General features: G+C 65.3%; 29 protein-coding genes. 15 read left to right on the plus strand and 14 right to left on the minus strand.

Annotation, left to right across the window (positions count from 1 at the left end):
* Nucleotides 1-35 precede the first annotated feature (35 nt).
* A complete protein-coding gene (locus SFA35_RS13835; RefSeq protein WP_320571112.1) occupies nucleotides 36-815 on the plus strand; it encodes an SDR family oxidoreductase in 780 nt (259 codons plus the stop codon).
* Between the two features lie 43 nt (nucleotides 816-858).
* Nucleotides 859-1,425, plus strand: coding sequence for a GNAT family N-acetyltransferase (locus SFA35_RS13840; RefSeq protein WP_320571113.1), 567 nt, complete (start codon nucleotides 859-861; stop codon nucleotides 1,423-1,425).
* 4 nt (nucleotides 1,426-1,429) lie between these two features.
* Here the strand turns inward: SFA35_RS13840 and SFA35_RS13845 are convergent, their stop codons facing one another.
* Entirely contained in the window at nucleotides 1,430-2,404 is a 975-nt protein-coding gene (locus SFA35_RS13845) for an AEC family transporter (protein ID WP_320571114.1), read from the minus strand.
* A 278-nt stretch (nucleotides 2,405-2,682) separates the two neighbouring features.
* Between SFA35_RS13845 and ppnN the strand changes: the two genes are divergently transcribed.
* Both ppnN and SFA35_RS13855 read left to right on the plus strand, forming a co-directional pair.
* Nucleotides 2,683-4,056 carry a nucleotide 5'-monophosphate nucleosidase PpnN gene (ppnN, locus tag SFA35_RS13850; protein WP_320571115.1) on the plus strand — a complete coding sequence of 458 codons (1,374 nt, stop codon included), beginning with the start codon at nucleotides 2,683-2,685 and terminating at the stop codon, nucleotides 4,054-4,056.
* 115 nt (nucleotides 4,057-4,171) lie between these two features.
* Nucleotides 4,172-4,504 carry a glycine zipper 2TM domain-containing protein gene (locus SFA35_RS13855; protein ID WP_320571116.1) on the plus strand — a complete coding sequence of 111 codons (333 nt, stop codon included), beginning with the start codon at nucleotides 4,172-4,174 and terminating at the stop codon, nucleotides 4,502-4,504.
* An 83-nt stretch (nucleotides 4,505-4,587) separates the two neighbouring features.
* Here SFA35_RS13855 and SFA35_RS13860 read toward each other — a convergent pair whose 3' ends face one another.
* Nucleotides 4,588-5,871, minus strand: a complete 1,284-nt coding sequence (locus SFA35_RS13860) for an MFS transporter (protein WP_320579027.1) — start codon at nucleotides 5,869-5,871, stop codon at nucleotides 4,588-4,590.
* A gap of 306 nt (nucleotides 5,872-6,177) precedes the next feature.
* Here SFA35_RS13860 and SFA35_RS13865 point away from each other — a divergent pair, with 306 nt between their 5' ends.
* Nucleotides 6,178-7,002, plus strand: a complete 825-nt coding sequence (locus tag SFA35_RS13865; RefSeq protein WP_320571117.1) for an NAD(P)-dependent oxidoreductase — start codon at nucleotides 6,178-6,180, stop codon at nucleotides 7,000-7,002.
* 26 nt (nucleotides 7,003-7,028) lie between these two features.
* Here SFA35_RS13865 and SFA35_RS13870 read toward each other — a convergent pair whose 3' ends face one another.
* Nucleotides 7,029-7,988, minus strand: coding sequence for a GlxA family transcriptional regulator (locus SFA35_RS13870; protein WP_320571118.1), 960 nt, complete (start codon nucleotides 7,986-7,988; stop codon nucleotides 7,029-7,031).
* Nucleotides 7,989-8,083: 95 nt separating this feature from the next.
* Between SFA35_RS13870 and SFA35_RS13875 the strand changes: the two genes are divergently transcribed.
* Nucleotides 8,084-8,764 carry a DJ-1/PfpI family protein gene (locus SFA35_RS13875; RefSeq protein WP_320571119.1) on the plus strand — a complete coding sequence of 227 codons (681 nt, stop codon included), beginning with the start codon at nucleotides 8,084-8,086 and terminating at the stop codon, nucleotides 8,762-8,764.
* A 56-nt stretch (nucleotides 8,765-8,820) separates the two neighbouring features.
* On the opposite strand, the gene gvpU is transcribed toward SFA35_RS13875, so the two are convergent.
* The 4 genes from gvpU to SFA35_RS13895 form a co-directional block, all read right to left on the minus strand.
* Entirely contained in the window at nucleotides 8,821-9,306 is a 486-nt protein-coding gene (gvpU, locus tag SFA35_RS13880; protein WP_320571120.1) for a gas vesicle accessory protein GvpU, read from the minus strand.
* Between the two features lie 74 nt (nucleotides 9,307-9,380).
* On the minus strand, nucleotides 9,381-10,424 hold the full coding sequence (locus SFA35_RS13885; RefSeq protein ID WP_320571121.1) for an FUSC family protein: 1,044 nt from the start codon (nucleotides 10,422-10,424) through the stop codon (nucleotides 9,381-9,383).
* Between the two features lie 63 nt (nucleotides 10,425-10,487).
* Entirely contained in the window at nucleotides 10,488-11,048 is a 561-nt protein-coding gene (locus tag SFA35_RS13890; protein ID WP_320571122.1) for a DUF4174 domain-containing protein, read from the minus strand.
* A gap of 67 nt (nucleotides 11,049-11,115) precedes the next feature.
* A complete protein-coding gene (locus SFA35_RS13895) occupies nucleotides 11,116-11,967 on the minus strand; it encodes a LysR substrate-binding domain-containing protein (protein WP_320571123.1) in 852 nt (283 codons plus the stop codon).
* Nucleotides 11,968-12,093: 126 nt separating this feature from the next.
* On the opposite strand from SFA35_RS13895, the gene SFA35_RS13900 reads away from it, so the two are divergent.
* Entirely contained in the window at nucleotides 12,094-13,395 is a 1,302-nt protein-coding gene (locus SFA35_RS13900) for an aminotransferase class I/II-fold pyridoxal phosphate-dependent enzyme (protein ID WP_320571124.1), read from the plus strand.
* A 10-nt stretch (nucleotides 13,396-13,405) separates the two neighbouring features.
* Here SFA35_RS13900 and SFA35_RS13905 read toward each other — a convergent pair whose 3' ends face one another.
* Entirely contained in the window at nucleotides 13,406-13,660 is a 255-nt protein-coding gene (locus SFA35_RS13905) for a hypothetical protein (protein WP_320571125.1), read from the minus strand.
* A gap of 285 nt (nucleotides 13,661-13,945) precedes the next feature.
* Between SFA35_RS13905 and SFA35_RS13910 the strand changes: the two genes are divergently transcribed.
* The 5 genes from SFA35_RS13910 to SFA35_RS13930 all read left to right on the plus strand — a co-directional run bounded on the left by SFA35_RS13910 (nucleotide 13,946) and on the right by SFA35_RS13930 (nucleotide 17,549).
* Complete coding sequence (locus SFA35_RS13910; protein WP_320571126.1) at nucleotides 13,946-14,386, plus strand: CBS domain-containing protein; 441 nt, start codon at nucleotides 13,946-13,948, stop codon at nucleotides 14,384-14,386.
* Nucleotides 14,387-14,479: 93 nt separating this feature from the next.
* Entirely contained in the window at nucleotides 14,480-15,622 is a 1,143-nt protein-coding gene (locus tag SFA35_RS13915; protein WP_320571127.1) for a murein transglycosylase A, read from the plus strand.
* 150 nt (nucleotides 15,623-15,772) lie between these two features.
* Entirely contained in the window at nucleotides 15,773-16,765 is a 993-nt protein-coding gene (locus SFA35_RS13920; RefSeq protein ID WP_320571128.1) for a chemotaxis protein CheB, read from the plus strand.
* Nucleotides 16,766-16,850: 85 nt separating this feature from the next.
* A complete protein-coding gene (locus SFA35_RS13925) occupies nucleotides 16,851-17,147 on the plus strand; it encodes a YkgJ family cysteine cluster protein (RefSeq protein WP_414058399.1) in 297 nt (98 codons plus the stop codon).
* A gap of 96 nt (nucleotides 17,148-17,243) precedes the next feature.
* Complete coding sequence (locus SFA35_RS13930; protein WP_320571129.1) at nucleotides 17,244-17,549, plus strand: DUF6482 family protein; 306 nt, start codon at nucleotides 17,244-17,246, stop codon at nucleotides 17,547-17,549.
* A gap of 18 nt (nucleotides 17,550-17,567) precedes the next feature.
* Here the strand turns inward: SFA35_RS13930 and SFA35_RS13935 are convergent, their stop codons facing one another.
* Complete coding sequence (locus SFA35_RS13935; protein WP_320571130.1) at nucleotides 17,568-18,128, minus strand: DedA family protein; 561 nt, start codon at nucleotides 18,126-18,128, stop codon at nucleotides 17,568-17,570.
* A gap of 213 nt (nucleotides 18,129-18,341) precedes the next feature.
* Between SFA35_RS13935 and SFA35_RS13940 the strand changes: the two genes are divergently transcribed.
* Entirely contained in the window at nucleotides 18,342-20,279 is a 1,938-nt protein-coding gene (locus SFA35_RS13940; protein WP_320579030.1) for a DNA topoisomerase III, read from the plus strand.
* A 12-nt stretch (nucleotides 20,280-20,291) separates the two neighbouring features.
* Here SFA35_RS13940 and SFA35_RS13945 read toward each other — a convergent pair whose 3' ends face one another.
* The 5 genes from SFA35_RS13945 to SFA35_RS13965 form a co-directional block, all read right to left on the minus strand.
* Nucleotides 20,292-20,906, minus strand: a complete 615-nt coding sequence (locus tag SFA35_RS13945; RefSeq protein ID WP_320571131.1) for a PqiC family protein — start codon at nucleotides 20,904-20,906, stop codon at nucleotides 20,292-20,294.
* A gap of 3 nt (nucleotides 20,907-20,909) precedes the next feature.
* Entirely contained in the window at nucleotides 20,910-22,577 is a 1,668-nt protein-coding gene (locus SFA35_RS13950) for an intermembrane transport protein PqiB (RefSeq protein WP_320571132.1), read from the minus strand.
* A complete protein-coding gene (locus SFA35_RS13955; RefSeq protein WP_320571133.1) occupies nucleotides 22,570-23,199 on the minus strand; it encodes a paraquat-inducible protein A in 630 nt (209 codons plus the stop codon). Before SFA35_RS13955 ends, SFA35_RS13950 begins: the two co-directional genes overlap by 8 nt.
* Complete coding sequence (locus SFA35_RS13960) at nucleotides 23,196-23,804, minus strand: paraquat-inducible protein A (RefSeq protein WP_320571134.1); 609 nt, start codon at nucleotides 23,802-23,804, stop codon at nucleotides 23,196-23,198. Before SFA35_RS13960 ends, SFA35_RS13955 begins: the two co-directional genes overlap by 4 nt.
* A gap of 136 nt (nucleotides 23,805-23,940) precedes the next feature.
* The gene (locus tag SFA35_RS13965; RefSeq protein ID WP_320571135.1) at nucleotides 23,941-24,354 is read right to left on the minus strand and encodes a response regulator; all 414 of its coding nucleotides are present in this window, start codon (nucleotides 24,352-24,354) and stop codon (nucleotides 23,941-23,943) included.
* 295 nt (nucleotides 24,355-24,649) lie between these two features.
* Between SFA35_RS13965 and SFA35_RS13970 the strand changes: the two genes are divergently transcribed.
* Together SFA35_RS13970 and SFA35_RS13975 are read left to right on the plus strand one after the other, a co-directional pair.
* Nucleotides 24,650-25,429, plus strand: coding sequence for a YkgJ family cysteine cluster protein (locus tag SFA35_RS13970; protein WP_320571136.1), 780 nt, complete (start codon nucleotides 24,650-24,652; stop codon nucleotides 25,427-25,429).
* A gap of 284 nt (nucleotides 25,430-25,713) precedes the next feature.
* Nucleotides 25,714-26,571 carry a transporter substrate-binding domain-containing protein gene (locus tag SFA35_RS13975; RefSeq protein WP_320571137.1) on the plus strand — a complete coding sequence of 286 codons (858 nt, stop codon included), beginning with the start codon at nucleotides 25,714-25,716 and terminating at the stop codon, nucleotides 26,569-26,571.
* The last annotated feature ends 25 nt before the right edge of the window (nucleotides 26,572-26,596 follow it).

Below are 26,596 nucleotides of genomic sequence, written 5' to 3' on the forward strand. Positions count from 1 at the left end.
GACGGCATGCCCAGCAACCCATGAGGAACCACGCCATGACCCTTGTATCCCGACTCGCCGACATCAAGGCCGGCCACGGCAGGATCGCTTTCATTACCGGCGGCAACCGCGGCATCGGCCTGGAAACAGCCCGCCAGCTAGGGCTTCTCGGGGTTTTCCCGGTGATCGGCGCGCGCAGCGTCGAGGCCGGCGAAGCGGCCCTGGCGGACCTTCAGGCCAGCGGCGTGGAGGCCGATGCGCTGGTGTTCGACGTCACCCAGCCGGCCGATCACCAGGCCGCGTTCGATTACTTCCAGGCCGAAGTGGGCCGCCTCGACATTCTCATCAACAACGCCGGCGTGCATCTGGAAGGCGAACCTGGCGTCGAAAACCTGTACCAGCCGTCGACCTTGCCCGGGCAGGTGCTTCGCGAGACCTTCGAGGTCAACTTCTTCGCCCCGGTGGCCTTGACCCAGAAACTGCTGCCGCTTGTGCAATCGGCCCCGGCCGGGCGCATCGTCAACCTGTCGAGCATCCTCGGCTCGCTGGCCCTGCACGCCGACCCCGAGTCGCCCATCTACCACGCCAAGGCCACCGCCTACGACAGCTCCAAGACCGCGCTCAACGCCTGGACCCTGCACCTGGCCTATGAGCTGCGCGGCTCCACCACCAAGGTCAACTGCGCCCACCCTGGCTGGGTGCAGACCGACATGGGCGGCAGCGCCGCGCCGCTGAGCATCGTCGACGGCGCCAAGACCAGCGTGCTGCTGGCCACCCTGCCCGCCGACGGCCCCAATGGCGGCTATTTCCACATGGGTGATACATTGCCGTTCTGATGTTGCCCCCCAATCACCTTGTCCCCCGCTCCAGAGCCCGCACATGATTCACATCCGCCCCATGACCGCCGCCGACTTCCCGCACTTCTGGCCGACCTTCCAGGCCGTGGTCGTCGACCAGCAGACCTACGCCTATGACCCGGCGCTCACCGAGCCGCAGGCCCGCCACCTGTGGCTGGAACTGCCCCTGCACACCCTGGTGGCCGAAGAGGACGGCGAGCTGCTGGGCAGCTATTACCTCAAGGCCAACGCTGCCGGCCCCGGCGATCATGTGTGCAACTGCGGTTACATGGTCACCGCCGCTGCCCGTGGCCGTGGCGTGGCGCGGCTGATGTGCGAGCATTCGCAGCGCCTGGCGAGCGAGTCGGGTTTTCTGGCCATGCAGTTCAATTCGGTGGTGGCCAGCAACGAAGTGGCGGTGGCGCTGTGGCACAAGCTGGGCTTCGAAACAGTCGGGCGTCTGCCCAAAGCGTATCGTCACCGCACCCTGGGCCTGGTCGACTGCCTGGTGATGTACAAATGGCTGCAGGCCCCGGTCAGCGAGCGCGCGCCGCTGATCGGGCGCCGGAACATCGAGTCGGTGGTCTCGCGGCCCCGCCGCGGGCGCTGAGCGCTCAGCCGCCAACCGCCTGCCTGAACGACGGCAGGCTGTGCATCACCAGCAACAGCGCGCTCAGGCTGAAGAACGACGCCACCGTGGTCACCAGCAGGGTCACGGCGGTGAATGCCTCATGGCCGTAGGCCTGGGCCAGGGTCGAGTAGATGCTCGCCATCGGCACGGCGGCCATCAGCACGGCCGCCATGGCGAACATCGGCTGCATCGGCGCAAAGCCCAGCAGCGGCAGCAGGAAAATGCACAGCAACACCATCGACGGATGCAGCAGCAGCTTGGCGGCGCTGATCGGCAACGCCTGGCGCAGCGTGCCGCGCAGTGGCAGGCCCACCAGCGTGCCACCGATGACGAACAATGACAGCGCACTGGAGACGTTGGCCAGCAGGTCCACGGTGCGCAGCATGGGCGCCGGCTGCTGCCAGCCGCTCAGCGACACCAGCAGCCCGGCCAGCAGGGCCAATACCAGCGGGTTGCGCGCCAGGCGCAGGAATGGCTGCAGCGCCATGCGCCAATCACCGCGGCCCAGGCGCCCGCGCTCGGCGAGAAACAGCAGCAGTGGCAGGATCAGCAGGTTCTCCACGATCATGTTCAGTGCCACCGCGACCCCGGCCACCGGCGCCAGGGTCAGCAACAGGATCGGGTAGCCGATGAAGCCGCTGTTGGAGCAGGACATGCCGATTACGTAGAAGGTCGCGCGCGTGGGGTCGACCCGCGAGATCGGCCGACACCACCAGTAACCCAGGGCAATGGTCGCCAGCGAACCCAGGGCGTACGCCAGCAGGTAGTCCAGGTGCATGATCTCGTCCAGGGTGCGCTGCGACAGGGCGCGGAACACCAGGGCCGGCATGGCCAGGTTGACGATGAACTTGCCGAAGGTGCGCATCTCCGCCTTGGCGAACAACCCCAGCCGGGTAAAGGCGAACCCCAGGATGATCATCAGGTAGATCGGCGCCGTGATGGCGAGGATTGCGAGCATGGGGGCCGGGCCAGCGGGGGGGATGCAAGCAAGGTAGTGGAGCACCGCGCCGCAGGCAAGCGTTGCATTGCTGCTTGCCATGGGTTCTAACCCCTTGCCAGACAAGGGCATTTGGAGGTTAGACTGGGCGCAGGCCCATTTTTGCAGCGCCAGCCTGTGTGTCGCGGGCAGGTCGGCTGAAGACGGAGGACATCACCGCGACCGGCAAGAGCGCCAATGGCGATCACTATTCCGATGCACCCGGCATGTGCCGAGGCGTCGCCTCAAGGAAACTCAGAATGGCCGCAAGACACGTGATCAATGCTTCGGTTAGCCCAAAAGGCAGCCTGGAAACCCTCTCCCAACGCGAAGTGCACCAGCTCAGCGAAGCCGGTACCGGCAGCGTCTACGCCCTGTTCCGCCAGTGCGCCCTGGCAATCCTCAACACCGGCGCGCATATCGACAACGCCAAGACCATCCTGGAGGCCTATCCGGACTTCGAGGTGCGCATCCATCAGCAGGACCGGGGCGTACGCCTGGAACTGCTCAACGCCCCGGCCGACGCCTTCGTCGACGGCGAGATGATCGCCAGTACCCGGGAAATGCTCTTCAGCGCCCTGCGCGACATCGTCTTCACCGAAAACGAGCTGGACAGCTCGGGCATCGACCTGAGCACCTCCCAGGGCATCACCGACTACGTCTTCCACCTGCTGCGCAACGCCCGCACGCTGCGCGCCGGCGTCGAGCCGAAGATCGTCGTGTGCTGGGGTGGCCACTCCATCGACAGCAACGAATACAAATACACCAAGAAGGTCGGCCATGAGCTGGGCCTGCGCCGCCTGGACATCTGCACCGGCTGCGGGCCCGGGGTGATGAAAGGGCCGATGAAGGGCGCCACCATCGCCCACGCCAAGCAGCGCACCAACGGCGGCCGCTACCTGGGCCTGACCGAGCCTGGCATCATCGCCGCCGAGGCGCCCAACCCCATCGTCAACGAACTGGTGATTCTGCCCGACATCGAAAAACGTCTGGAAGCCTTCGTCCGCGTCGGCCACGGCATCATCATTTTTCCCGGTGGGGCCGGCACGGCCGAGGAGTTCCTGTACCTGCTGGGCATCCTCATGCACCCCGACAACCAGGGCCTGCCCTTCCCCGTCATCCTCACCGGCCCGGCCAGTGCAGCGGCCTACCTGCAGCAGCTGCACGAATTCGTCGGCGCCACGCTCGGCGAAGCGGCCCAGGCGCACTACCAGATCATCATCGACAACCCGGTGGAGGTCGCCCGGCAGATGACCGCCGCCCTCAAGGACGTGCGCCTGTTTCGCCGCGAGCGCAACGACGCCTTTCACTTCAACTGGCTGCTGAAGATCGAGGAAGGCTTTCAGCGCCCCTTCGACCCGACCCACGAGAACATGGCCAGCCTGCAGCTGCGCCGCGACCTGCCGCCCCACGAGCTGGCCGCCAACCTGCGCCGGGCGTTCTCCGGCATCGTCGCTGGCAACGTCAAGGACAAGGGCATTCGCCTGATCGAGCAGTACGGGCCGTACGAGATTCACGGTGATGCTGCGGTGATGCAACCCCTGGACCGGCTGCTCAAGGCCTTCGTCGAACAGCATCGCATGAAGTTGCCGGGCGGCGCGGCCTATGTGCCTTGCTATCGGGTGGTGAGTTGACCTACTGACCGGTGCACCGGTGCCCGGCCTTTGTGTCACGGCCGATACCCGGATTGACTTGCCAAGCACGCCGAAGGCTTTCACGATCGCGCTCTTTTTTTCATGGGTCGATGCAATGAAGAAGTTTTGCGCGCTGGTGGTCACTGCGCTGTGCCTGGGCAGCGGTGCTGCAATGGCCGATAACGTGGTCGGTGCCGTGCTCGGCGGGGCGGCGGGTGCCGTGGTGGGCAATCAGGTCGGTGGCACCGAGGGTGCCGTGGTTGGCGGCGTGGCCGGTGGCCTACTGGGCGTCGCGGCGTCCAACCTGCTCAAGCACGGGCACGAGGACCACCACGGTCACGATAACCGCGGCCCGGCGCCGCAGATGCAGGGCTATGCGCCGCACGGTGGCCCTGGCTATGGTCCTGGTCCGCGTCCTGAAGGCCCGCCGGGCGAAGGGCCGCGCTGATCCTGCTGCGCCAAGCACTGCAACAAAAAGCCCCGGGGCTCGCGCCTCGGGGCTTTTCTATTCACGCCTGTTCAGAGTGTCACTCAGGCGGCAGGCAATGCGCCGCTTTGGCTGACACCATCACGCACCACGGTCCCCATGGGTGGCGGGGCCACCGGACGCGCCACGTTCCAGATAATGATCGCGGCGATGATGTCGAACACGGCCAGCACCACGAACAGCGGAGCGTAACCGACCTTGGTCACCATCACGCCGAACACGGCGGTGAACGCCGCCGCGCCAAGGAAGCCGAACATGCCGCCCAGGCCCGTCGCGGTGCCCACTTCGTTCTTGCCGAACGAGTCGGAAGTGATCGAGTACAGCGCGCCCGACAGGGTCTGGTGGGCAAAGCCGCCCAGGCACAGCAAGGCAATTGCAGTGTAGGGCGACTCGACCAGGCCGATGCAGGCCGGGCCGATCATGCACGAGCAACCAAACAGCATGACCATCTTGCGCGAAGTGAACAGCGACACCTTGCAATACTTGTGGAACAGCGGGCTGAGGTAGCCACCCAGCACGCAGCCGATGTCGGCGGCGAGGAACGGCAGCCAGGCGAACATGGCGATTTCCTTGATGTTCATGTGCCGTTCGGTCATCAGGTACAGTGGAATCCAGGCATTGAAGGTCTGCCAGGCCGGCTCGGAAAGAATCCGCGCCGAGGCGATGGCGTAGAAGTTGCGAGTGCCGATGATCTTGCGCCACTGGGTTGGCTGCTTGGGCGCGTCCTTGAGGTGGGTTTCCTGGCCGGCGAGAATGTAGTCGCGCTCAGTGTCGCCCAGCAGCTTCTGGTTCAGCGGGTGCTTGTACAGCACCAGCCAGAGCAGGCTCCAGATGACGCCCATCACCCCTACGCTGATGAATGCCAGCTGCCAGCCGTCGTGCAGGATGGCCCACACCACCAGGGGCGGCGCCAGCAAGGCGCCCACGGACGAGCCGATGTTGAACCAGCCGATGGCGACCGATCGCTCCTTGGCCGGGAACCACTCGGTGGTGGCCTTGATCCCCGCCGGGAAACCCGCCGCTTCGGTCACGCCGAGCAGGCAACGCAGGAACGCCAGGCTCTGCCAGCCGGTGGCCAGCGCCGCTGCTGCACAGGCCGCCGACCAGGCCACGGCAAAGGCGGCAAAGCCCAGCTTGGTGCCGATGGCATCGACGATCAGCCCCGCCACCGGCTGCATGAAGGCGTAGCCCATCTGCCAGGCGACGACAATGTGCGAGTACTGTTCGGTGGAGATGGAGAGTTCGCTCATCATGGTCGGCGCGGCGACCGAGAGCGTGTTGCGCGCGAGGTAGTTGACGATCAAACCAGCGGTGATCAGGGCGACCATCCACCAGCGGATTCCTTTTATTTTCATTGCGGTCCACTCTATTATTTTTTTGTGTTGGCTGCGCGACGTTATATGTCGTCGTATAACCTGCTTTATAGGCGGGCGGCCGAACCCTTGTCAACGCGGTTCAGAAATATTTCGTAACATGCTGGTGACTTATCACTGGCGTTGATAAGCGCTGCCCCTGCTGCACGCGCACGCGCCGCTCGGGATGATCTGGGCGGTTGACAGGCTGTCCGGCAGGTCTTGATAATCCGAACATGTTGTACGACAACCATCCTCTAATAACAATCCAGGACTCCTGCCATGGCAACTCCTTCCAACGCCCAACCCCCGTTCAATCGCCTGCTGCTGACCGGCGCGGCCGGCGGCCTCGGCAAGGTCCTGCGCGACAGCCTGCGGCCGCTGGCACGCGTGCTGCGCCTGTCGGACATCAGCGAGATGGCCGCACCGCGGGACGCCAGCGAGGAAGTGCAACCTTGCGACCTGGCCGACAAGCAGGCGGTTGACCGGCTGGTCGAAGGGGTCGATGCCATCGTGCATTTTGGTGGGGTGTCGATCGAACGGCCGTTCGAGGAAATCCTCGCCGCCAACATCAGCGGGGTCTTCCACATCTACGAAGCGGCTCGCCGGCACGGGGTCAAGCGGGTGATCTTCGCCAGCTCCAATCACGTCATCGGCTTTCACAAGCAGACCGAAACCCTCGACGCCCACAGCGCACGGCGACCGGACAGCTACTACGGCCTGTCCAAATCCTACGGCGAGGACGTCGCCAGCTTCTATTTCGACCGCTACGGCATCGAGACGGTGAGCATCCGCATCGGCTCTTCGTTCAGCGAGCCGCAGAACCGCCGCATGCTCAGCACCTACCTGAGCTACGACGACCTGACCCAGTTGATCGAGCGCGGGCTGACGGCCAGCGACGTTGGCCACACCGTGGTCTACGGCGTCTCGGCGAACAAGACCGTGTGGTGGGACAACCGCTACGCGGCCCACCTGGGCTACCACCCCCAGGACAGCTCCGAGCCGTGGCGCGCGCAGATCGAGGCGCAGCCGGCCCTGGCGGCGGACGATCCGCTGATGGTCTATCAAGGCGGCGCCTTCGTCGCCCTGGGGCCCTTCGAAGACTGAAGCGTCGCTCTCGGCCCCGGCTCGAGTCAGCCCGAAAACCTCTCGCGGTAGGCCTGCGGCGTCACGGCCATGACCCGCAGGAAGCTTCTGCGCAAGGTTTCCTCGCTGCCGAAGCCACATTGCCGCGCGATGCGCTTGACCGGCGCCGCCGTGTCGCTCAACAAACGCCGCGCCGCTTCCACACGGATCAGCTCGATGGCCCGCGCCGGGGTCTGGCCGGTTTCGGCGCGGTAGTGGCGGACAAAACTGCGCTCGCTCATGCAGGCCTGAGCGGCCAACCGGGCAATGGGCAGCGCCTCCTGCAAATGCTGGCCAATCCACTCATGCAGGACCCCAAAGCGGCTGTCGCGTTGCTGCTGAGTCAGCGCCACGCTGAACTGCGCCTGGCCGCCAGGGCGCTTGAGGAAAACCACCAGTTGCCGCGCCACCTCAAGCGCCAGTGCTCGGCCGAGGTCCTCCTCGACCAGGGCCAGGGCCAGATCGATGCCGGCAGTGACCCCGGCCGAGGTCCATAGCTTGCCCTGCTGGATGTAGATCGAGTCGGCCTCCACTTGCAGACCCGGGTAGCGCCGCGCCAGTTCTTCACAGCGCGACCAGTGGGTGACCACGCGCTGACCTTCCAGCAAGCCGGTGGCCGCCAACAGAAACGCCCCGGAGCAGACCGAGGCGACCCGCCGCGACGCCTGGGCATGGCGGTTGATCCAGGCCACCAGTGCCGCATCGCCCGAGGCGGCGTACACGCCCCAGCCGCCGGCGATGATCAGCGTATCCGAAGCCTGCTCCGGCAATGCCTCGGCGACCAGCGCCAGGCCCGAAGACGAACGCACCGGCCCAGCCTGGGCAGCCACGACGCTGGCCACATAGGGGGCCGGCACACCGCGCTGGCGCAGAATGTCGTTGGCCGAGGCGAACACTTGCAAGGGGCCGGTGACGTCCAGCACCTGGGCGTCGGCAAAGGTCAGTACGTGGACGAGCCTGACAGTCATTTGGCGTGATCCGTGGGGTTATTGGCGAATACGCCAAAGCCTAGCGGCCTAATCTGCACTCGTCTATCTCACCCATCCTGACCTGGAGTCCGAACATGACCCTGCATATCGGCCTGCTGCTGTTTCCCGAGGTCCAGCAGCTGGACCTCACCGGCCCCTACGACCTGTTCGCCGCGTTGCCCGACGTGCAGGTGCATCTGATCTGGAAGGATTGCACCGCGGTGCGCTCGAGCACCGGGCTGGTGCTGCTGGCCGACACCCGCTTCGCCGACTGCCCGCCCCTGGATGTGTTGTGCGTGCCAGGCGGCGCCGGCGTGGAAGCTTTGATGGAAGATGCGCAGGTGCTGGATTTCCTGCGCCTGCAGGCTGCCAGCGTGCGCTATTTGACCTCGGTCTGCACCGGCGCCCTGGTGCTCGGTGCAGCCGGCCTGCTGCGCGGGCGGCGCGCGACCACCCATTGGGCCTATCACGACCTGTTGGCGCCATTGGGCGCCGAACCGGTGGCGGAGCGGGTGGTCCGCGATGGCAACCTGATTACCGGCGGGGGCGTCACCGCCGGGATCGACTTCGCCCTGACCCTGGTGGCCGAGCTGTTCGACGAGCAGACCGCCCAGGTACTGCAGCTGCAGATCGAATACGCGCCAGCGCCACCCTTCGATGCGGGCAGCCCGGCGACGGCACCGGCGGCCGTGTTGGCCCAGGGCTGGGACAATACCGCAGCATCGCGGGCACGGCGCGCCGAGGTGGTGGCCAGGGCGGCCGCGCGGCTTGGCTGATCGGCTGGGTTGAAAAGCTTGGGGCTTTGTCCTCCAGCTGTGCCGCTGCCCTGGACTCAAGTCTGGTTGGCGCTCAACCCACCCATGGAAAAACCGTCCACTGCGGCGATCTTGCCGCGCCACAGGGCGCCCTTGCTGGGGATGGCTTCGCCGCCTGCCGAGTACAGGCGGGCGTCGCGCAGGTGCAGGAACTGCATCGCCGGCTCGCGCTCGCCCGCCGGCGTCGGCGGCGTGATGAAGCCCAGCACCAAATCCTTGACGTGCTCGGCCTCGGGGCCGTCGAAAGCTTCGAAGGGCTTGGAGAAGTCCGCCGCCAGTTCCTCGAAGTACTGGTGGTGGGAAATCAGCGTGCCCGACACCAGGCCACCGCCGATGGACAGGGTGATACCCACTTCCAGGGGGGTCTTGTTGACGAACTGGACGAACCATTGCAGCAGCCAGTCGGTCTGCCGCCCTTCCCATTCCTGCTTGACGAAACCGGTGTCAGCGAGGATGTCGGCGGGCGTTGCGCTCGGGTCGGATGCTGCCGTGCTGTCGGTCATGGGATGTTCCTTGGCCTGTTGGAAAATCGTTTTCACCTTCTCCAACTGTAGGAGAGAACCCGAACCTGGCAAGCTCAGCCGTCGATCGCCGGCCCGTCCGGGGTCCTCCGGCGCGGGTGCAGGCGCCCGGCCAGCCAGGTTTCGAACGCCAGTAGGCAGATCGCCAGTCCCCCGCCCAACAGGGTCGCCACGGCCCGTTCCAGGGCCGCCTGCCACTCTGGCGTACCGCCCAGCGCCACGGTCAGCACGGCGGTGGCGGTGACGAACACGGTGAAAACACTGTAACGCCCATTCTGCAGGCCATACGCGATATAGGCGCTGGCCAGGCTGGCGCAGGCCAGCACGCCGAAGCCGGCGTCCAGGCGCGCAATCAGCGTGGCAACCAGGCAACCGCCCAGTGTGCCGAGCAAACGCTGCACGCCCTTGTTCAAGGTATCCCGAGGGTGCAATTTGAGAATGATGAGCGCGGTCATCGGCGCCCAGTAGCCGTAGCGCAGCCCGGTCAGATGCACGACAAGCAGGCAAAGGACCACCACGGAGGCGGCGTACAGGCCGTAGCGACGCAGGCGGAAATGGTCCTGAAAGTCGCTGCGGATGCGTTGCCAGTTGGCTCGCACGGCGTGATGGCGCAGGGTCCATTGCGCGCGATACAAGGCCTTCTGAAAGCAGGTGAAAGTGGCCACCTGTACGGCCCCGCCGGCCAGCACCATCAGCGCCCGGTGATCGGCCTGGGCCAGCCCACCCGGGTAGGCACCGGCGACGAACAAGGTGATCGCCCACTGCAGCACGATCCACCACAGGGCGTCCTCCACCGCCACCATCCACGCGCAGAGCGCCGCCCACAGCGCCGCCACCAGTAGCATCGAGGCCAGGTGGTTGCCCGCCAGCGAGCCCAGCCACGCCGAGCCGCTGATGCCCAGGGTAACGATCACCATCGGCGCCAGCGGGTAGTCGGAGAACTTCTTGAAGGCGCCAAAGCCCACGGTGAAGGCTCCACCCAGGGCGATCAGGCTGGAGCCCAGCTGGCCGGTGAACAGGCCGAAAAGCAGGATGATCAACAGGGCGGGCATACACGCCAGGGCGAGCAGCCACTGGCGAGGTGGAGAGGAATCAGGCATGGAAAGCTCATGGCGGGCGTCAGGCTTGTGACCGTGGCGGCCGCAAGCCCGTTCCGCCAGGCTTCAGTCGTCCAGGCCCGAAGGGGGTGCGTCGTCTTCTGCCGGAGCCGGCTTGGCGTTCTTGCCGCCCTTGGCGTTCTTGCCGGCGGCGGCGGGTTTGGCCGGTGCTTCGGCCGGGGCTGCTGCGGCTTCCTTCTCGGCCATGGGCATCTGGTCGATGGTGTCGAAGATCTTCTTGAAGTCGACGCTGCCCTTGTCTTCGAGCTTCTTCTCGCCGTCCTTGCCCACCAGCACCACCCAGGCCGAGTCGCTGGCGCCCAGCTTGAGCTCGCGGATCATGGCCATGGTCGGCTGGGGGTCGAGGTACTTGCCGTCACGCTGGCCGATGGTGCCGGCGACGGTGTAGAGCACCATGCTGCGGTCCTTGAAAGCCTTGGCGGTGACAGGATCGGCCAGGGCCTTTTTGGCTTCGGTGATCGCCGGGTCGGCGCTGGTGCGGGCGATGATGATCAACGGGCGATACTGGCCGCGATCCTTGACCAGGGGTGAATCGTCGGCAGCCATGACCGGGGTGACCACCAGAGCGGTGAGCAGGGCCGTGAAGGTGAAAAACCGGCTGAGCATGCGCGTCTCCTTTGAAGTTGAAGCCTTTATGATTGTTCATCCTGGCAAAAGATCCAGCCGGCGCGGCTTACAGGCGCAATTCGAGGAGAATCTGCTCGGCCAGGAAGTCGCAGGGTGGCCGTGTGGAACGGGCACTGCGGGCCAATACTACTTCAAGCGCCGGGAGAGCGGGCAAGCCTTCCCCTGTACCCAGATGTATCAGGCGCTCGGGCACCGCGCAGCGCGCCAGCGGCGCCACCGCCAGCCCGGCGTCGACCATGCTCAGCAGGCCCATCAGGCTCGGACTTTCATAGGACATGCGGTAGGCGATACCGGCCTCCTGCAAGGCGCGGATGGCCTGGGTGCGCGAGGTGCTGCCGGCGCCGAACACCGCAATCGGCAGTGGTCGCTCATGGCCGATCTGGCGGTTTTGCGCCGAGCCCGCCCAGATCATCGGCTCATTGCGCACGAATTCGCCGCTGACGCCGTCGATGCGGGTCATGCAGGCCAGGTCCAGGCGGTTGTTGCGCAGCAGCGGCAGCAGCGCGTAACTGGGCAGGCCCACCACTTCGATGTCGACCCCCGGGTAGCTCGCCGAGAAACGTCGCAGCACCGGCGGCAGCAAGGTGGCGGCGTAGTCGTCCGGCACGCCGATGGCGACCCGGCCGGTCAGTTGCGGATGCACCACCGCCCCCCAGGCCTGGTCGCGCAGCTGCAACAGCCGCCGGGCATAGCCGAGCAGGGTCTGGCCATCGGCAGTGAGCGCCAGGTTGCGCGTAGTGCGGGCGAACAAGGGCCGGCCCGTGAGTGCCTCCAGGCTTTTGATCTGCATGCTCACGGCTGACTGCGAACGGTGTACCCATTCGGCGCCGCGCACGAAACTGCCGGCATCGGCCACGGCAACGAAGATGGCCAGCTGGTCCAGATCGAATTTTTTCAAGAGGGTTCGTCCTGCAGGATATTCATCAGCAAAACTGAAGGATCGCTTGAGTTTAATTCGTTTTACCACCGAACCCGCTGCCCGGACAATCCGCCCCATCCCTCGCCCTGACGTTTCGAGACTGCCATGCCCTCCTCTGCCCACGCTGTCGCCGCTGCCACCCCGGCATCCATCGCCGACCTGGAACAATTGTCGCAACGTTATGCGCAGGTCTGCGCCGAAGGCTTGCACATCAACATGACCCGTGGCGTGCCGGCTGCCGAGCAGTTGGCCCTGGCCGAGACCTTTCTGGCCCTGCCGGGGGCGGGCGACTGGCGCGCCCGCGACGGCAGCGACACGCGCAATTACGGCGGCCTGCAAGGCCTGCCGGAGGCCCGCGAGTTGCTCGCCGGGCCGCTGCTGGGCCTGCCTGCCGAGCAGGTGGCGATCGGCGAAAACTCCAGCCTGGCCTTGATGCACGAAGCCCTGGGCTACGCCATGCTGCACGGCGTGGGCAGCGGCCAGCAACCCTGGACCAAAGCGGCGCAAATCAAGTTCATCTGCCCGGTGCCGGGTTACGACCGCCACTTCAGCCTGTGCGAAGCCTTCGGTATCGAAATGTTGCCGGTGCCTCTGCTGGCCGACGGCCCCGACATGGACGCAGTGGAGGCGCTGGTGGCCGGCGATGCGGCGATCAAGGGCATGTGGTGCGTGCCCAAGTACAGCAACCCCAGCGGCGTCATCTATAGCGACCAAGTGGTGGCGCGGCTGGCGCGGATGCCCACGGCGGCGGCAGACTTCCGGCTGTTCTGGGACAACGCCTATGCCGTGCACCACCTCACCGCGGCTCGCCCGGCCAACCAGGACATCAGTGGGTTGGCCGCTGCCGCCGGGCACGCCGAGCGGGTGCTGATGTTCGCCTCGACGTCCAAGGTGCTGTTTCCCGGGGCCGGCCTCGCGCTGTTCGGCGGATCGCCGGCGACCCTCGCCTGGTGGCTGGGCCACCGGGCCCTGCGCACCATCGGGCCCGACAAGCTCAATCAGCTGCGCCATGTGCGGTTTTTTGAGGGGTGCGGCGGCCTGGAACAGCACATGCAGGCGCAGCAGGAGGTGCTGGCGGCAAAATTTGCCTGTGTCGACCAGGTGTTTCGCGAGCAATTCGCGAGCGCGCCTGACGGCGCCCCAGCAGCTCGCTGGAGCCAGCCGCAAGGCGGCTATTTCGTCAGCCTGCAAGTGCGTGAGGGATGCGCTCGGCGCACCGTGGAGCTGGCGCGCGAGGCTGGCGTCGCCTTGACGCCGGCAGGGGCGCCCTTCCCTTACGGGCTGGACCCCCATGACAGCCTGATCCGCATCTCACCCACCTGCGTGGGCCTGGCGGATCTGGCCAAAGCCTGTGCGGTCGTGGCCTTGTGTGCGCAGCTGGCCGCCGCGCAGCTTCAGGCCCAGTGACCGGGTACTATCAATAGCGCTGATACTGCGAGCCGAATTCCGAACGGGTTTCGGCGACCAGCACACCGCTGTCCAAGGCCTGCTTGAATCCGCTGGCAGATTTTTCAGCGCTGATCTGCGCCACAGGCAGGTGAACCTCGTGCTGCGCAGCGGCACGCTGGCTGATGCCGGCTTGCACTGAACCCACGCCCGATTGCGGGGCAGCGAAGGCGGTGGAGGTGGCCAGGGCAGACAAGGCGAGCGAGAAAGCGAAAAGGTTTTTCATGATGGATCTCCGAAGGGTTGAACGAGTTGATGGGGCCAATCCTAAGGCTCGATGGCCCGCTTGAAAAACCAAGCGAAGGCATACTGACCATCGACAGAATTGATTCCGTGCTCCCCCATGGCCTGCAACTTACCAGCGCGCTGCGGCCGAGCCTCGTGAATCCGCTGTCATGAACAGGGGTTTCACCCAGGGTAAATTTGATGTCATTCTGAGGTTCTCCACACTGAGTTCCGCCTGTCATCTCGCGGGACAGCCCATAACAACAAACAGCCAGAGAGCGCCACCATGAAAACCGTAGCCGAACTGCTCAAGCTCAAGGATTCCAGCCATCATCAAGTGCACACCATCGGCCCTGACGAGATGGTGCTGGACGCCTTGCGGCTCATGGCGCAAGTGAATATCGGCGCATTGCCGGTGCTGGAGAACGGCAAGGTAGTCGGCGTGGTCAGCGAACGCGACTACGCGCGCAAGATGGTCCTCAAGGGCCGCTCCTCGATCGGCACGCCGGTCAGAACGATCATGAGTTCACCGGTCATCAGCGTCGATTCCCAGCAAAGCATCGGCCATTGCATGGCGATCATGACCGACCGCCACCTGCGCCATCTGCCGGTAGTCGACGACGGTCATCTGCTGGGGCTGCTGTCGATCGGCGACCTGGTCAAGGAAGCGATCGCCGAGCAGGCCGGGCTGATCCAGCAGCTGGAACAATACATTCGCGGCGAATAGCATCCTTGAGCCTTTTTGCGACAGGCGCGCAATTGACGACAGCCGAGCCTTTGCCCAAGCTGTGCGCCCGTTTCAACAACAGGAATCGCTTGCGTGTCCACCTCTCGCCACTGGCGCCGGCTGTCGCTGTGCATCGTCCCGCTGTTCGCCCTGCTCGCTGCCTGCAACGGCGGCAAAAGCACCCCGCCGCCTGCGGCGACCTACCAGCCGAGCAGTTGGGAGGCCCTGCCGGCCACCAGCGATGCCGACCTGGTTGCCGGTTTTCAGGCTTGGCTCGGCTCCTGCGTGCGGCTGGGCAAAGACCCGGTCTGGGCAGCCCCGTGCGCGGCGGCCACGCAAGTGGCGGTAGCGCCGCAGGCGATCAAGGATTTCCTCAGGAGCAGCCTGCAGGTGTACAGCCTGCGCTCGCCGACCAAGGGCGATCAAGGCTTGATCACTGGCTATTACGAGCCGGTCTACCCGGGAAGCCTGGTGCGCACCGAGCGTGACACGGTGCCGGTATTGGGGGTACCGGACGACCTCATCGTGGTGTCGCTGGACAGCATCTACCCGGAACTCAAGGGCAAACGCCTGCGCGGGCGCCTCGACGGCCATGTGCTCAAACCCTATGACGACGCCGCCAGCATCTCGGCGGGCTCCACCCAGGCACCGGCGCTGGCCTGGCTGGGCAGCGCCATGGACCTGCAGTTCCTGCAGATCCAGGGCTCCGGGCGCATCCAGCTGGACAACGGTCGGCAATTGCGCATCGGCTACGCCGACCAGAACGGCTACCCCTACAAGCCGATCGGCCGCTGGCTGGTCGAGCAAGGCCAGCTCAAGCAGGAAGAAGTCAGCATGGGCAAGATTCGCCAATGGGCCGAGGCCCACCCGCAACGGGTCGCGGAACTGCTGGCGAGCAACCCCAGCTACGTGTTCTTCAGCGTTCGCCCGGACAGCAACGAAGGCCCGCGCGGGTCGTTGAACGTGCCTCTGACCCCCGGCTACAGCGTTGCCATCGACCGCAAGGTGATCCCCCTGGGCAGCCTGCTGTGGCTGGCCAGCAGCCGACCCGACGGCAGCACGCTGAACCGTCCGGTGGCCGCCCAGGACACCGGGGGCGCCATCGCCGGCGAAGTGCGTGCCGACCTCTTCTGGGGCACGGGCGACGCCGCCGGCGAATTGGCCGGCAACATGAAACAGGCCGGGCAGATCTGGCTGCTATGGCCCAAGGGCGCGCCACTGCCAAAAATCAACTGAGCGCATTGCCCGGCGTGAAAAGGAAATTTCTGCTTAGCTTAGGTGTACCCGCCCCAGCGCATGCCTCTGCAGCGCACGGCGGGCCTTGACAGGCGCATGGCAGACAGCGGTGCAGGTGCCTTCATTCCTGGTGACTGTGGAACCTAGCCCATGAATGCGGCAGAAAAACTGATTGTGATCGGCACCTCCACTGGAGGCATCTCCGCCCTGCAGCAACTGTTGGGCACGCTGCCGGCGGACTTGCCCGCCGCGGTATTGGTCACCATGCATCTGGCCGACCATGACAGCATCCTGCCTTCCCTGCTGGCCCCCTATACCCGGCTCGACATCCGCTTTGCCAGGGAAAATGAAGTGATCAAAGCCGGCACCGTATTGATCGCCCCGCCCGGCAAGCACCTGTTGATCGACAAGGGCCGGGTCAACCTGATTCGCGGCGCCAAGGAGAACTACTCTCGTCCGGCCATCGACCCTTTCTTTCGCTCCGCCGCCATCAGCCACCGGCGCAACACCATCGGCGTGGTCCTGACCGGCGACCTCGACGACGGCACGGTCGGCCTGCAGGCGATCAAGGCCTGTGGCGGCCTGGCCATCGTCCAGGATCCCGCCGATGCCGAGGCGCCGAGCATGCCGTCCAGCGCCCTGCAGTACGTCGACCCGCATTATTGCCTGCCCCTGAGCGGCATCGGCACGCAGATCCTGCGCCTGCTTGGCCAGCCGGCTGTCGAACCCGCTGCCTTGGAGGCCGCCGCCGCGATGCTTGAGGCGGTGCACGCGGAAAACGAATTCTGCCTGGACGGTGGCATGACCTCGGTCGAACGCATGGACAGCATTGCCAAGCGCGCACCGTTGAGCTGCCCCGAGTGCAGCGGCGGCCTGTGGGAGATGAGCGCCAAGCCCCTGCGCTACCGCTGCCATACCGGGCACTGCTACACCGCCAAGACCATGCGCGACTCCCAGGATGAAGCGCTGGAAGCGGCGGTCTGGAGCGTCCTGCGCGCCTTGCAGGAGAAAAAGGTGTTGCTGTCGCGGCTGCAGCGCGAGGCCAGCCATGAGGGGCAGCATGAGGCAGCAGCCGATTACCAACGCTCGGTCGATCACCTGCAGACCAAGGCCCTGACCCTCAAGAAGCTGATGGTCGGATAACCGCCACCTGCGGCATTGGGGGCTTTGGGAAATGTAGCGCCAGAGGTATCCTCTGGCGCCTGCCCATGCTCACCAGGATCTGCCCTTGATCGCGCTCCACAGCCTGCCTGTCACCTCGAGTATCGATCCGACCATCAGCTGCAGCCGCTGCCCGGCCAAGTGTTGTCGCCTCGAGGTGATGCTGATCACCGACACCGGGGTGCCCGAGCGCTTTATCGAGGTCGACCAGTGGGGCAGCGAAACCATGGCGCGGCTCGACGACGGCTGGTGCGCAGCCCTGGACCGCGACAGCATGAGTTGCAGCATCTACGCCAATCGGCCGTTCATCTGCCGGGAATTCGCCATGGGCGGCCCTGAATGCCAGGACGAACGCGCCGTCTGAGGCGCCGCGTCGACAAACTCTGAACTCACCCGCTCAGGCTGCCTCGAATCTGTAGGCAGGGCCGAGTCGCGCCCTCTTCGAGTCGAGGCAAACCCCATGAAACTGGATGAACTGAGCAAGCAGGCCAAGGCCGAGCAGATTACCGAGCTGAACCTGGTGTCGGTGGAAGGCGGCTCCTACGTGTTGCACGCGGTCATCGACGGGCGTTCCCACCCGGTGCACGATGCCCATGACCAGACCCTGCACGTGGCGTCGGTCGACGAAGCGCGCAAATGCCTGGTGGACGTCCCGGAGCTGCCGTTCTTTCTGGTACAGCCGGCTGTGTACGACGAGATGGTCGGCCACGCCCCGGACCAGAACACCACGTCGCGCGAGCCGATCAAGTTCCGCTCCAGCCTCTGACCCCGAGCGTGCCGGGCCTCAGGGCCTGGGGCGCAACAGGCGCCGCACCACCAGGGTGATGCTGATCACCCACACCGCGACGATCAGCAGCCACAACTCCAGCGACTTGTGCCCGGCCACGAAACGGTGCAGGAATTCGCCGACGCAGTAGCCCAGGGTCACCATCACCGTGCCCCACAGCGCCCCGCCGATGATGTTGAGAATGACGAAGCGCCGCGGCGGGATGCCGCTGGAGCCAAGGATCAGCGGACCGATGATGCGAAACCCATAGGCAAAACGCACCCCGATCACCCACAGCGAGGCATGCCGATGGACCAGTTCGCGCATCCGGTCGATCTTTGCCTGGTGGCGGCGAAACCGATGCAGGATCGCTTCGCCGTATCGCCGGCCGAGAAAATACAGCAGTTGGTCGGCCGCCATGCCGCCGAGCGCCGCCATCAGCACCGTCGCGAGAAACTCCAGGTAACCATGGCGCGCGGCGATGCCACCGAGCATGGCGATGGCGTCCCCCTCGATCATGCTCCCCACCAACACCGCGACGTAGCCGTACTGGCTGATCAGCTCGCTTTCAGCGGCCATGCCGATATTCCTCTTTGCAGTTTCAGGCAAAACAATTGCACGCCCGGGCTTTTACCAGACCCACGGCCCGCCGGGTTAGTTCGAAGGCAGGCTTCAGCCCAGGTTGGCAGGCCAATGAGCTAAGCCCCGAGAGGCCTTGAAGTCGTTTAGCACTTGCACCGGCCGCCAAGCTTGCGCATGCTGTACATCCATCCAGCCCCCGAAGCACTGCCCATGCGTCTGTTTCTCTGCGAAAAGCCCTCCCAGGCCAAGGACATTGCCCAGGTTCTCGGCGCCACCCGGCGTGCAGACGGCTGCTGGGTCGGGCCTCAGGCGACGGTCACCTGGTGCATCGGTCATCTGCTCGAGACCGCGCCACCGGATGCCTACGACGCACGCTACAAACGCTGGGCCCTGGCCGACCTGCCGATCGTTCCGCAGCAATGGAAGATGCAGGTCAAGCCACGCACTGCCAGCCAGTTCAAGGCGGTCAAGCAGTTGCTCAAGCAGGCCAGCGAGCTGGTGATCGCTACCGACGCCGACCGCGAAGGCGAGATGATCGCGCGCGAGCTGCTGGAACACTGCCGCTATCGCGGACCGGTGCAACGCCTGTGGCTGTCGGCGCTGGACGACGCCTCCATTCGCAAGGCCCTGGCCACGCTGCGGCCGGGGGCCGACACCTACAGTCTCTATGAGTCGGCCCTGGGGCGCTCGCGCGCCGACTGGCTGATCGGCATGAACATGAGCCGCCTGTTCACCCTGCTTGGCCGCCAGTCCGGCTATCAGGGCGTGTTGCCCGTGGGCCGGGTGCAGACGCCGACCCTGCGCCTGGTGGTCGACCGCGACCGCAGCATCGCCGATTTCGTACCGGTGCCGTTCTGGCCCATCGAGGTCATGTTGCAGGGTGCTGAGCCCGGCGCCGCAGTCTTCGCAGCGCAATGGCGCCCCGCCAGCGAATTCAGTGACGAGGAAGGCCGCTGCCTGCATCGCGAGCATGCCCGGCTGGCCGCCGACGCCATGCTGGCCGCCGGGCAGGCGCGGTTGGTCAAGCTGCGCAATGAACGCCTGCGCGACCTCGCTCCCCTGCCCTTCGACCTCGGCACCCTGCAGCAGGTGTGCTCGAAAAAGCTCGGCTTCGGCGCTCAGGAAACCCTCGACATCGCCCAGGCCCTCTACGAGACCTACAAGCTGATCACCTACCCGCGCAGCGATTGCGGCTATCTGCCAGTCAGCCAGCACGCCGAGGCTGCGGCCATTCTTGCTGCTCTCGGCGCTGCCGACCCCAGCCTGGCACCTGTGCTGCAGCATACCCAGGCGCAGCGCCGCTCACGGGCCTGGAACGACGCCAAGGTCAGCGCGCACCACGGCATAATCCCCACCGCTGCCGCCAAGGCCCTGCAGCGCCTGACCGGCAAGCACCGCGCCGTCTACGAACTGATTCGCGCGCGCTACCTGGCGCAGTTCCTCGCGCACCACGAGTACGATCGCACCCAGGCCGATTTCGACTGCGCCGGGCACGCCCTGCGCGCCGTCGGCAAGGTGGTGGTGGAGCCCGGCTGGAAACGCGCCATGCCCGAGGCGCTGGGCCCTGCCAATGGCCGCCAGGCGACACCGCAAGCCTTGCCGGTATTGACCGAGGGCCAGCAACTGGCGGTGCGGAATGTGACCCTCAAGGACCAGTGGACGCAGCCGCCCAAGCCCTACACCGAGGGCGACCTGATCCAGGCCATGAAAAACGTCGCGCGGCTGGTGGAGGACCCGCTGCTCAAGCAGAAGCTCAAGGACACCACGGGCATCGGCACCGAGGCGACCCGCGCCGGCATCATCCAGGGCCTGATCGACCGCGGCTATCTGAGCAAGCAGGGCAAGGCGCTGGCCGCTACGCCAGCGGCCTTCGGCCTGATCGACGCCGTGCCCCGAGCCATTGCCGACCCTGGCACCACGGCCATCTGGGAGCAGGCGCTGGACATGGTGCAAAGTGGCGAAATGAGCCTGGAGGAGTTCGTCCAGCGCCAGTCGAGCTGGATGAGCAAGCATGTCGCCCGCTGCCTGGGGCTGCGTCTGACCATCAGCGGCCCCGCCGTGCCGGCTGCAGGCAAGGGAGCGCCATGGAAGAACAAGCGCAAGGGCGCGCCACGGCGCAAACCGGCGGCGAAAACCGCCAAGGCTTGAGGCCGGCAGGGTTCAAGGGCAGCTGGTGTCGCCGGCGGCGAAGCGTTTCGCGGTGTTGGCCATCACCGTGGCCAGCTGGCCGATGACCTGTTGATGCGCCAGCACCAGATCGGCGATCGCCACGCCTGAAGGCTGGCGGATCACGCTGCTGCAGGTCAGGGTGCGGCGCGCCTGGCCATCGCTGCGCAGACTCAGGCTCCAGACCGCGTCGACCAAAGCGTAGCTGCCCGGCAACGAGTCGAACCGGCGCACATCGGTCCGCAATGTCACGACAGGCCTGCCCGCCTGTTTCGGCATGCCGGCCAGGTCACGTGTGCCCAGGCGGGTCTCGAGCTGACGGGTCAGGGCATCATGGAATTCGTCCGCCAGTGGTGCGCCCCAGCGGTCGTTTTCAAGGATCGACAGGGTGCCGGTGCTCTGGCGCACTACCAGCTGTGGCTGGTCGACCTGCACCGGCATACGCACACTGGCCATTTCGAACTGGAACGTGGCGGCGCCAGCGGGCGCCGGCGCCTGGTTGTCGGTCGGCGCCAGGGTGTAGTAACGCGTGGTCACGGTGCTGCAGGCGGTCAGGCTGATCACGGCCAGGCTGAGCGCTGCGCTGCGCAGCAGGGAACGGCTATTCATGGTCTAGTCCTGGGCCGGTTCACGGGAAGTGTTGATGGTCGAGCGATAGGCGTCCGGCTGGCTGTCCTTGAGACGCCCGCGAATCAAGGCTTCCGGGTGACGGCCCAGGAAGTCGGTCAAGGTCCGTACGGAACGGGCGGTGCGCTGCACCTCGTCCATGGCCTGGCTCAACTGCTGGCGCTGAGGCGAATCCTCGGCAAAGGTGTCGTTGGCGCTGGCCAGGGTCTTGCGGGTCTGCACCAGGGTGTCGCGCATCTGCGGAAGCACGTCGCCATTGACCTGCTTGAGGGTCTTCTGCAGCTCGCTCAGGTTGCCGTTGAGGTTGGCAGCGATCTGGTCGATCGGTAGCTTGCTGACCTTGTCGACGAAGGCCTGCAGTTGCTCCTGCAGCTTGTCGAGGCTGCCCGGCACGGTCGGGATTTCCAGCGGACGTGCGGCCAGGTCGAACTTGACCGGCTTGGCATCGGGGACGAAGGTCAACGAAATATACAGCTGGCCGGTGAGAATGTTGGCGTTGCGCACCTGGGCGCGCAGACCGTGGGCGACGAATTGGCCGAGCAACGCGGCCGACTTGGCGTCATCCTCGTCACCGGTCTGCTTGACCAGTTTTTCATGGACCTTGCCCAGCCGGCTGGGATAGATCACGGCACCGATCATGGTCGGGAATACCTGCGTCTTTTCGTCGTAGTCCAGGTCCACCGACACCACTCGGCCGATGTTGACCCCCAGGAACTCCACCGGGGCGTTGATCGCCAGGCCGCGGGTGGCCTGGTCGAAGCGCATGCGGATGTAGTGCGGCGGGCCGTCGGGCGGGGCCATGGCCGCTTCCTGGTCACTGAACAGGGTGAACTCGTTGCCCTCGGTCGCTTCCACCGGGTTGGGGCTGTACTTGGGTTCGACGAAGGCGATGCCGCCGGAGATGATCGAGGATACCGACTCGGTGTTTACCTTCAGGCCATTGGCGCCCAGGCTGATGTCCACACCGCTGGCGTTCCAGAAGCGTGTATCGGTGGTGACGAACTGATCGTTGGGCGAGTTGATGAAGACATCGAGGTCCACTCCCTTGCCGTCCTTGGACAGATGGTAGGACACCACCTGGCCGACCGGGATGCGCCGGTAATAGACCGCCGAGCCGATATCGAGCGAGCCCAGGTCGTCGGTGTGCAGCGTATAGCGGCGGCCGCGCTGGCCGTAGGTGACCGGTGGCGGCGTCTCCAGGCCGACGAAGTTCTTCTCCAGGGTTTGCGAAGAGCCGGCATCGGCGCCAATGAAGGCACCGGACAGCAGCGTGTCGATCCCGGAGATACCGCCGGCACCGATGCGCGGGCGCACCACCCAGAACCGCGAGTCCTGGGCGGTGAACGACTTGGCACTCTGATTGAGCTGCAGGCTCACCTCGACGTGGCTGCGGTCATCGCTCAGGGCGATGGCGGTGACCATGCCGATCACCACGTTCTTGTACTTGACCTGAGTCTTGCCCGCCTCCAGGCCTTCGGCGGTCTGGAAGCTGACCAGCACCGCCGGCCCCGCCGACAGCGCGTTGTGTACCACCATCGACAGGCCGATCAGCGCCGCGACGATGGGCACCAGCCACACCAGCGACACATTCAAGCGACGGCGGCGGATTTCCGGGTTGCCCGGTGCCGGTGGAGAATTCGGTGAATCAGTCATCTGCAACCTCTGCATCCCAGATAAGCCGTGGGTCGAAACTCATGGCCGCGAACATCGTCAGTACCACTACAAGACCAAAGAACAGAATGCCCATGCGCGGATCGATGGTGCTCAGCGAGCGAAACTGCACCAGCGCCGCCACCAGGGCGACCACCAGCACATCAAGCATGGACCAATAGCCGATCACCTCGATCAGGCGGTACAACCGGCTGCGCTCGCGCATGGCCCATTGGCTGCGGCGCTGGCAGCTGATCAACAGGGTGCCCAGCACCAGGAACTTGACGCAGGGGACGGCGACGCTGGCGATGAAGATCAGCAGCGCCAGGTCCCACGAGCCGCTTTGCCAGAACTCGATGACACCGCTCATGATGGTGTTTTCGGCAGCGCTGCCGAAGATGCTGGTGTACATCACCGGCAACAGGTTGGCGGGCAGATAGCAGATCAGGGCGGCGATCAGAAAAGCCCAGGTCCGGCTCAGGCTGTTGGGCTTGCGTCGGTGCACGAGGCTGTGACAGCGCGGGCAGGTCACATCGGCATCGGCAGGGCCTGCCAGTTCGCAGGCCTGGCCGCAGGTGTGGCAGAGCGTCAAGCCCAGATCACGGGCAAAGGGCGGCAGGCTCATGCGTCGATGTCATCCAGGTCGTCCCACAGGCGCCGGACGCTGCGCCCGGAAATCAGGATGACCAGCACCGTCAGCATGGCCAAGGCCCACAAGCCGAGGCCAGGGTGCACGTCGAGCATGCCGGACAGTTTGACGATGGCGACCAGGATGCCCAGCAGGCAGACCTCGAGCATGCTCCATGGTCGCAGGTGCTCCAATGCCCGCATGCAGGCGCGAAAGCCCGGCGCGGCGACACCGGCCATGGCGAAACTGAGCACCCAGCACAACAGAATGATCTGCAGCAGGGGCGCCAGAATGATGGTCAGCCCGGCCACGGCGGCGATGATGGTGATCCGGCCCTGGGCCAAGGCCTCCACCGACTCCCACAGGGTGGCGGCGTTGCTCAGGCCCTTCAGGCTGATGGTGATCACCGGGAAGGCGTTGGCGAAGACGAACAGAATGCCGGCGGCGATGGCCAACGCCAGATGCTGCTGGATGCTCAGGCCGCCGCCACGTTCCATGATCGCCCCGCAGCGCGCGCAGCGCGTCGCCTCGCCGGCGACCAGGGGTACAGGCGCGTACACCGAGTCGCAATGCTCGCAAATGATCCATTGGGGGGCGTTCATGAAGGGTTCTCCTGCCTCACTCCGTGACCAGGCGCAGGAAGCCGGGCGACACGGACTGCCAAGAGTACCGTTCATCGCCGGCGAATGCGAACACTTGCGCAGCGCCCGGCGCCCAGGCGCCAGGTGGGCCGAAGTGCTATTGCAGAGCGGTGACGTGCAGGCCCAGAGCCTTTTCCACGCCGTCGATCATCTGAGTGATGGTCCAGGGCTTGCGTATGAAGGTGACCGGATGCTTGACCCCCGAGCTCTCCGGGGTTTCATGGCCGGACATGACCAGGATCGGAATGCGCGGCCACTGATCACCCGAGCAGTTGGAAAGGTCGGCGCCGTTCATCTTGCCAGGCATCAGGATATCGGTCAGCAACAGCCCGACCTTGTCGGCCTGTTGCTCGAGAAACGCCAGCGCATCGTCGGCGTTCTCCATGGGCTGGGTCTGGAAGCCCTCTTCCTGCAATATTTCGCATACAAAATCGCGGATGATCGGCTCGTCCTCGACAACCAGTATCAGGCCGCCAGGGTGCTGGAGTCGTTCCATCGAATTCTGGGTCATGTTTGTCATTCCGTCATCTGCTTCCCCGACCGCGTCGGAGTTAGTCTTCGTTACCAAGCTGTGAGCCAAAGAACCGCCGGAAATTCCATTTAACCTCGACAAAATGCGCAGGCTTCGGCTGACCGGTCGCGGCCATGGCCTGAATGGGGGTCGCCGGCGACGAACTGTATGCCCGCCGACACATTTCCTGGAGTTGTGGCATGGAAGGTGCTCCAAGCCTGCAAGACGCCAAAACCGGCGCTCGGCGCCGGTTTTCTGCCGCCTGCGCCCTCTCCGCCATGCCAGGACCCGTTCGATGACCACACGCTTCTCGTGCACCGGCTGCGGCAAATGCTGCACTGACCACCATGTGCCCCTGACCCTGGCCGAAGCCCGCCACTGGGCGCAATCGGGTGGGCAGATCATTGTGCTGCTCGAGGCATTTCTGCGCGATGGCGAGGGCCCTGCCAGCCTGCGCCTGCCACCGGAGCAGCAGGAGCACGCGCGCCGGCGGTCGCTGCCGGTGGTCTGCGGCGAGGCGCCCGCCTTCGTTTCGATTACCTTCGCGGCCTTCAACCAGGGCCGCTGCCGCAACCTGCTGGCCGACAACCGCTGCGCCATCTATGAAGAGCGGCCACTGGTGTGTCGGATCTACCCAATGGAAATCAACCCGCATATTCCATTGCGCCCGCAGGCCAAGGAGTGCCCCAGCGAAGCGTGGGACAGCGGCCCGGCGCTGATTCACGGTGGCCGGCTGGTCGACAGCCAGCTGGCAGCGCTGATCGAGCAGTCGCGCCAGGCCGACCGCGACGAAATCGCCGCCAAGGGCCTGATCTGCACCCAGCTGGGCATCCGCACAGCTGCGCTCAAGGGCGACGGCTTCACTACCTACCTGCCCCACGGCGCAGCGTTTCTTCAGGCCATGGATGCGGTGGAGCGACAGGGCGCCGTGGCCGCCGACGAAGCAGGCCAGGCTTGGTCGCTGCATATCCCCGACCCGGAGCTTGCCGAGCGGCTGGCGCAGACCGGGGCTATGCTCGAAGCACTGCTGGGCAACGACTGCGTGTTCATTTCCCTGCGCCGCGCCGCCGCCTGATCACCGGCGCAGGAATCTTCTGCACCGATCTGGTTCGTATATGGTTCGAAGGGTAACGTCGACACACCGTTTCGGTGCGTCGACGCCCGTCCGGCGCTCTGTCCGATCACTTTCGTTTCATTAAAACGCCTTTTATTTCAATAGATTGGCGTTAGAAACAATTGTGCACGGGAACTGGCGTCGAAATTGCTATGTGTATGTACAAGCCTGTATGTACAAGCATAGGGGAGTTGGCAGATGCTGGCTTCCGCACTCGAATTCATAGACCAGCAGGAACGACAACGATGTCCAGAAAAATCGCTTGGTGGGGCTCGGCAGTATTCGGTTTGGCGGTATTGGCGGGGGCGCCGCTGGCTCAGGCCAAGGACTGGACCTCGGTGAACATCGCCACCGAAGGCTCGTACGAACCCTGGAACCTGACTTTGCCCGGCGGCAAGATCAGCGGCTTCGAACCTGAATTGATGGATGTGCTGTGCGAGCGCATGAAGCTCAAGTGCAACATCGCCGTGCAGAACTGGGACGGCATGATCGCCAGCCTGAACGCCGGCAAGTTCGACGTGCTGATGGACGCTATCGTCATCACTGACGAACGCAAGCAGGTCATGGCCTTCTCCGTGCCCTACGCGCAGACACCGGCCAGCTTCGTCGCGCTCAAGGCCGACCTGCTGCCCGGCAAGACCGGCGCCGCCGGTGCGCTGACCCTGGACGCCGACGCCGACAGGACCAAGGCTGCTGTCGCCAACCTGCACAAGGCACTCGATGGCAAGACCATCGGCATCGCCTCCGGCACTGTCTACACGCCGTTTATCGACGCGCAGTTCAAGGACGTCGCCACCGTGCGCGAGTACGGCTCCTCCGCCGAGGCCATTCTGGACCTGCAGGCCGGCCGCGTGGATGCGGTATTCGATGACGTGACCTTCCTCGACTCGATCATGGCCAAGCCGGAAAACAACAACCTCGCCTACACCGGCCCACAGATCAAGGGCCCGATCTTCGGTGACGGCGAGGCCCTGGGCTTTCGCCAGAAGGATGCCGACCTCAAGGCGCGCTTCGATGCCGAGCTGAAGAAGGCCATGGCCGACGGCACCGTGAAAAAACTCAGCGAGAAGTGGTTCAAGGTCGACCTGACCCCGGCGTCCTGACAGGGCCGCAGGTCTTGCCGTCACC

The organism is Pseudomonas sp. HR96 (assembly GCF_034059295.1).
Classification (GTDB): Bacteria; Pseudomonadota; Gammaproteobacteria; order Pseudomonadales; family Pseudomonadaceae; genus Aquipseudomonas.

Excerpts from the sequence above, each read along its gene's own strand:
- SFA35_RS13960 (WP_320571134.1), bottom strand. The coding sequence starts at position 23,804 with ATGAACGCCCCCCAATGGATCATTTGCGAGCATTGCGACTCGGTGTAC.
- SFA35_RS13890 (WP_320571122.1), bottom strand. The coding sequence starts at position 11,048 with ATGCTCAGCCGGTTTTTCACCTTCACGGCCCTGCTCACCGCTCTGGTG.
- SFA35_RS13855 (WP_320571116.1), top strand. The coding sequence starts at position 4,172 with ATGAAGAAGTTTTGCGCGCTGGTGGTCACTGCGCTGTGCCTGGGCAGC.
- SFA35_RS13860 (WP_320579027.1), bottom strand. The coding sequence starts at position 5,871 with ATGGTCGCCCTGATCACCGCTGGTTTGATCGTCAACTACCTCGCGCGC.
- SFA35_RS13910 (WP_320571126.1), top strand. The coding sequence starts at position 13,946 with ATGAAAACCGTAGCCGAACTGCTCAAGCTCAAGGATTCCAGCCATCAT.
- SFA35_RS13970 (WP_320571136.1), top strand. The coding sequence starts at position 24,650 with ATGACCACACGCTTCTCGTGCACCGGCTGCGGCAAATGCTGCACTGAC.
- SFA35_RS13875 (WP_320571119.1), top strand. The coding sequence starts at position 8,084 with ATGACCCTGCATATCGGCCTGCTGCTGTTTCCCGAGGTCCAGCAGCTG.
- SFA35_RS13975 (WP_320571137.1), top strand. The coding sequence starts at position 25,714 with ATGTCCAGAAAAATCGCTTGGTGGGGCTCGGCAGTATTCGGTTTGGCG.
- SFA35_RS13920 (WP_320571128.1), top strand. The coding sequence starts at position 15,773 with ATGAATGCGGCAGAAAAACTGATTGTGATCGGCACCTCCACTGGAGGC.
- SFA35_RS13945 (WP_320571131.1), bottom strand. The coding sequence starts at position 20,906 with ATGAATAGCCGTTCCCTGCTGCGCAGCGCAGCGCTCAGCCTGGCCGTG.
- SFA35_RS13940 (WP_320579030.1), top strand. The coding sequence starts at position 18,342 with ATGCGTCTGTTTCTCTGCGAAAAGCCCTCCCAGGCCAAGGACATTGCC.
- gvpU (WP_320571120.1), bottom strand. The coding sequence starts at position 9,306 with ATGACCGACAGCACGGCAGCATCCGACCCGAGCGCAACGCCCGCCGAC.
- SFA35_RS13840 (WP_320571113.1), top strand. The coding sequence starts at position 859 with ATGATTCACATCCGCCCCATGACCGCCGCCGACTTCCCGCACTTCTGG.
- SFA35_RS13865 (WP_320571117.1), top strand. The coding sequence starts at position 6,178 with ATGGCAACTCCTTCCAACGCCCAACCCCCGTTCAATCGCCTGCTGCTG.
- SFA35_RS13930 (WP_320571129.1), top strand. The coding sequence starts at position 17,244 with ATGAAACTGGATGAACTGAGCAAGCAGGCCAAGGCCGAGCAGATTACC.
- SFA35_RS13950 (WP_320571132.1), bottom strand. The coding sequence starts at position 22,577 with ATGACTGATTCACCGAATTCTCCACCGGCACCGGGCAACCCGGAAATC.
- SFA35_RS13870 (WP_320571118.1), bottom strand. The coding sequence starts at position 7,988 with ATGACTGTCAGGCTCGTCCACGTACTGACCTTTGCCGACGCCCAGGTG.
- SFA35_RS13845 (WP_320571114.1), bottom strand. The coding sequence starts at position 2,404 with ATGCTCGCAATCCTCGCCATCACGGCGCCGATCTACCTGATGATCATC.
- ppnN (WP_320571115.1), top strand. The coding sequence starts at position 2,683 with ATGGCCGCAAGACACGTGATCAATGCTTCGGTTAGCCCAAAAGGCAGC.
- SFA35_RS13965 (WP_320571135.1), bottom strand. The coding sequence starts at position 24,354 with ATGACCCAGAATTCGATGGAACGACTCCAGCACCCTGGCGGCCTGATA.
- SFA35_RS13955 (WP_320571133.1), bottom strand. The coding sequence starts at position 23,199 with ATGAGCCTGCCGCCCTTTGCCCGTGATCTGGGCTTGACGCTCTGCCAC.
- SFA35_RS13885 (WP_320571121.1), bottom strand. The coding sequence starts at position 10,424 with ATGCCTGATTCCTCTCCACCTCGCCAGTGGCTGCTCGCCCTGGCGTGT.
- SFA35_RS13935 (WP_320571130.1), bottom strand. The coding sequence starts at position 18,128 with ATGGCCGCTGAAAGCGAGCTGATCAGCCAGTACGGCTACGTCGCGGTG.
- SFA35_RS13905 (WP_320571125.1), bottom strand. The coding sequence starts at position 13,660 with ATGAAAAACCTTTTCGCTTTCTCGCTCGCCTTGTCTGCCCTGGCCACC.
- SFA35_RS13900 (WP_320571124.1), top strand. The coding sequence starts at position 12,094 with ATGCCCTCCTCTGCCCACGCTGTCGCCGCTGCCACCCCGGCATCCATC.
- SFA35_RS13835 (WP_320571112.1), top strand. The coding sequence starts at position 36 with ATGACCCTTGTATCCCGACTCGCCGACATCAAGGCCGGCCACGGCAGG.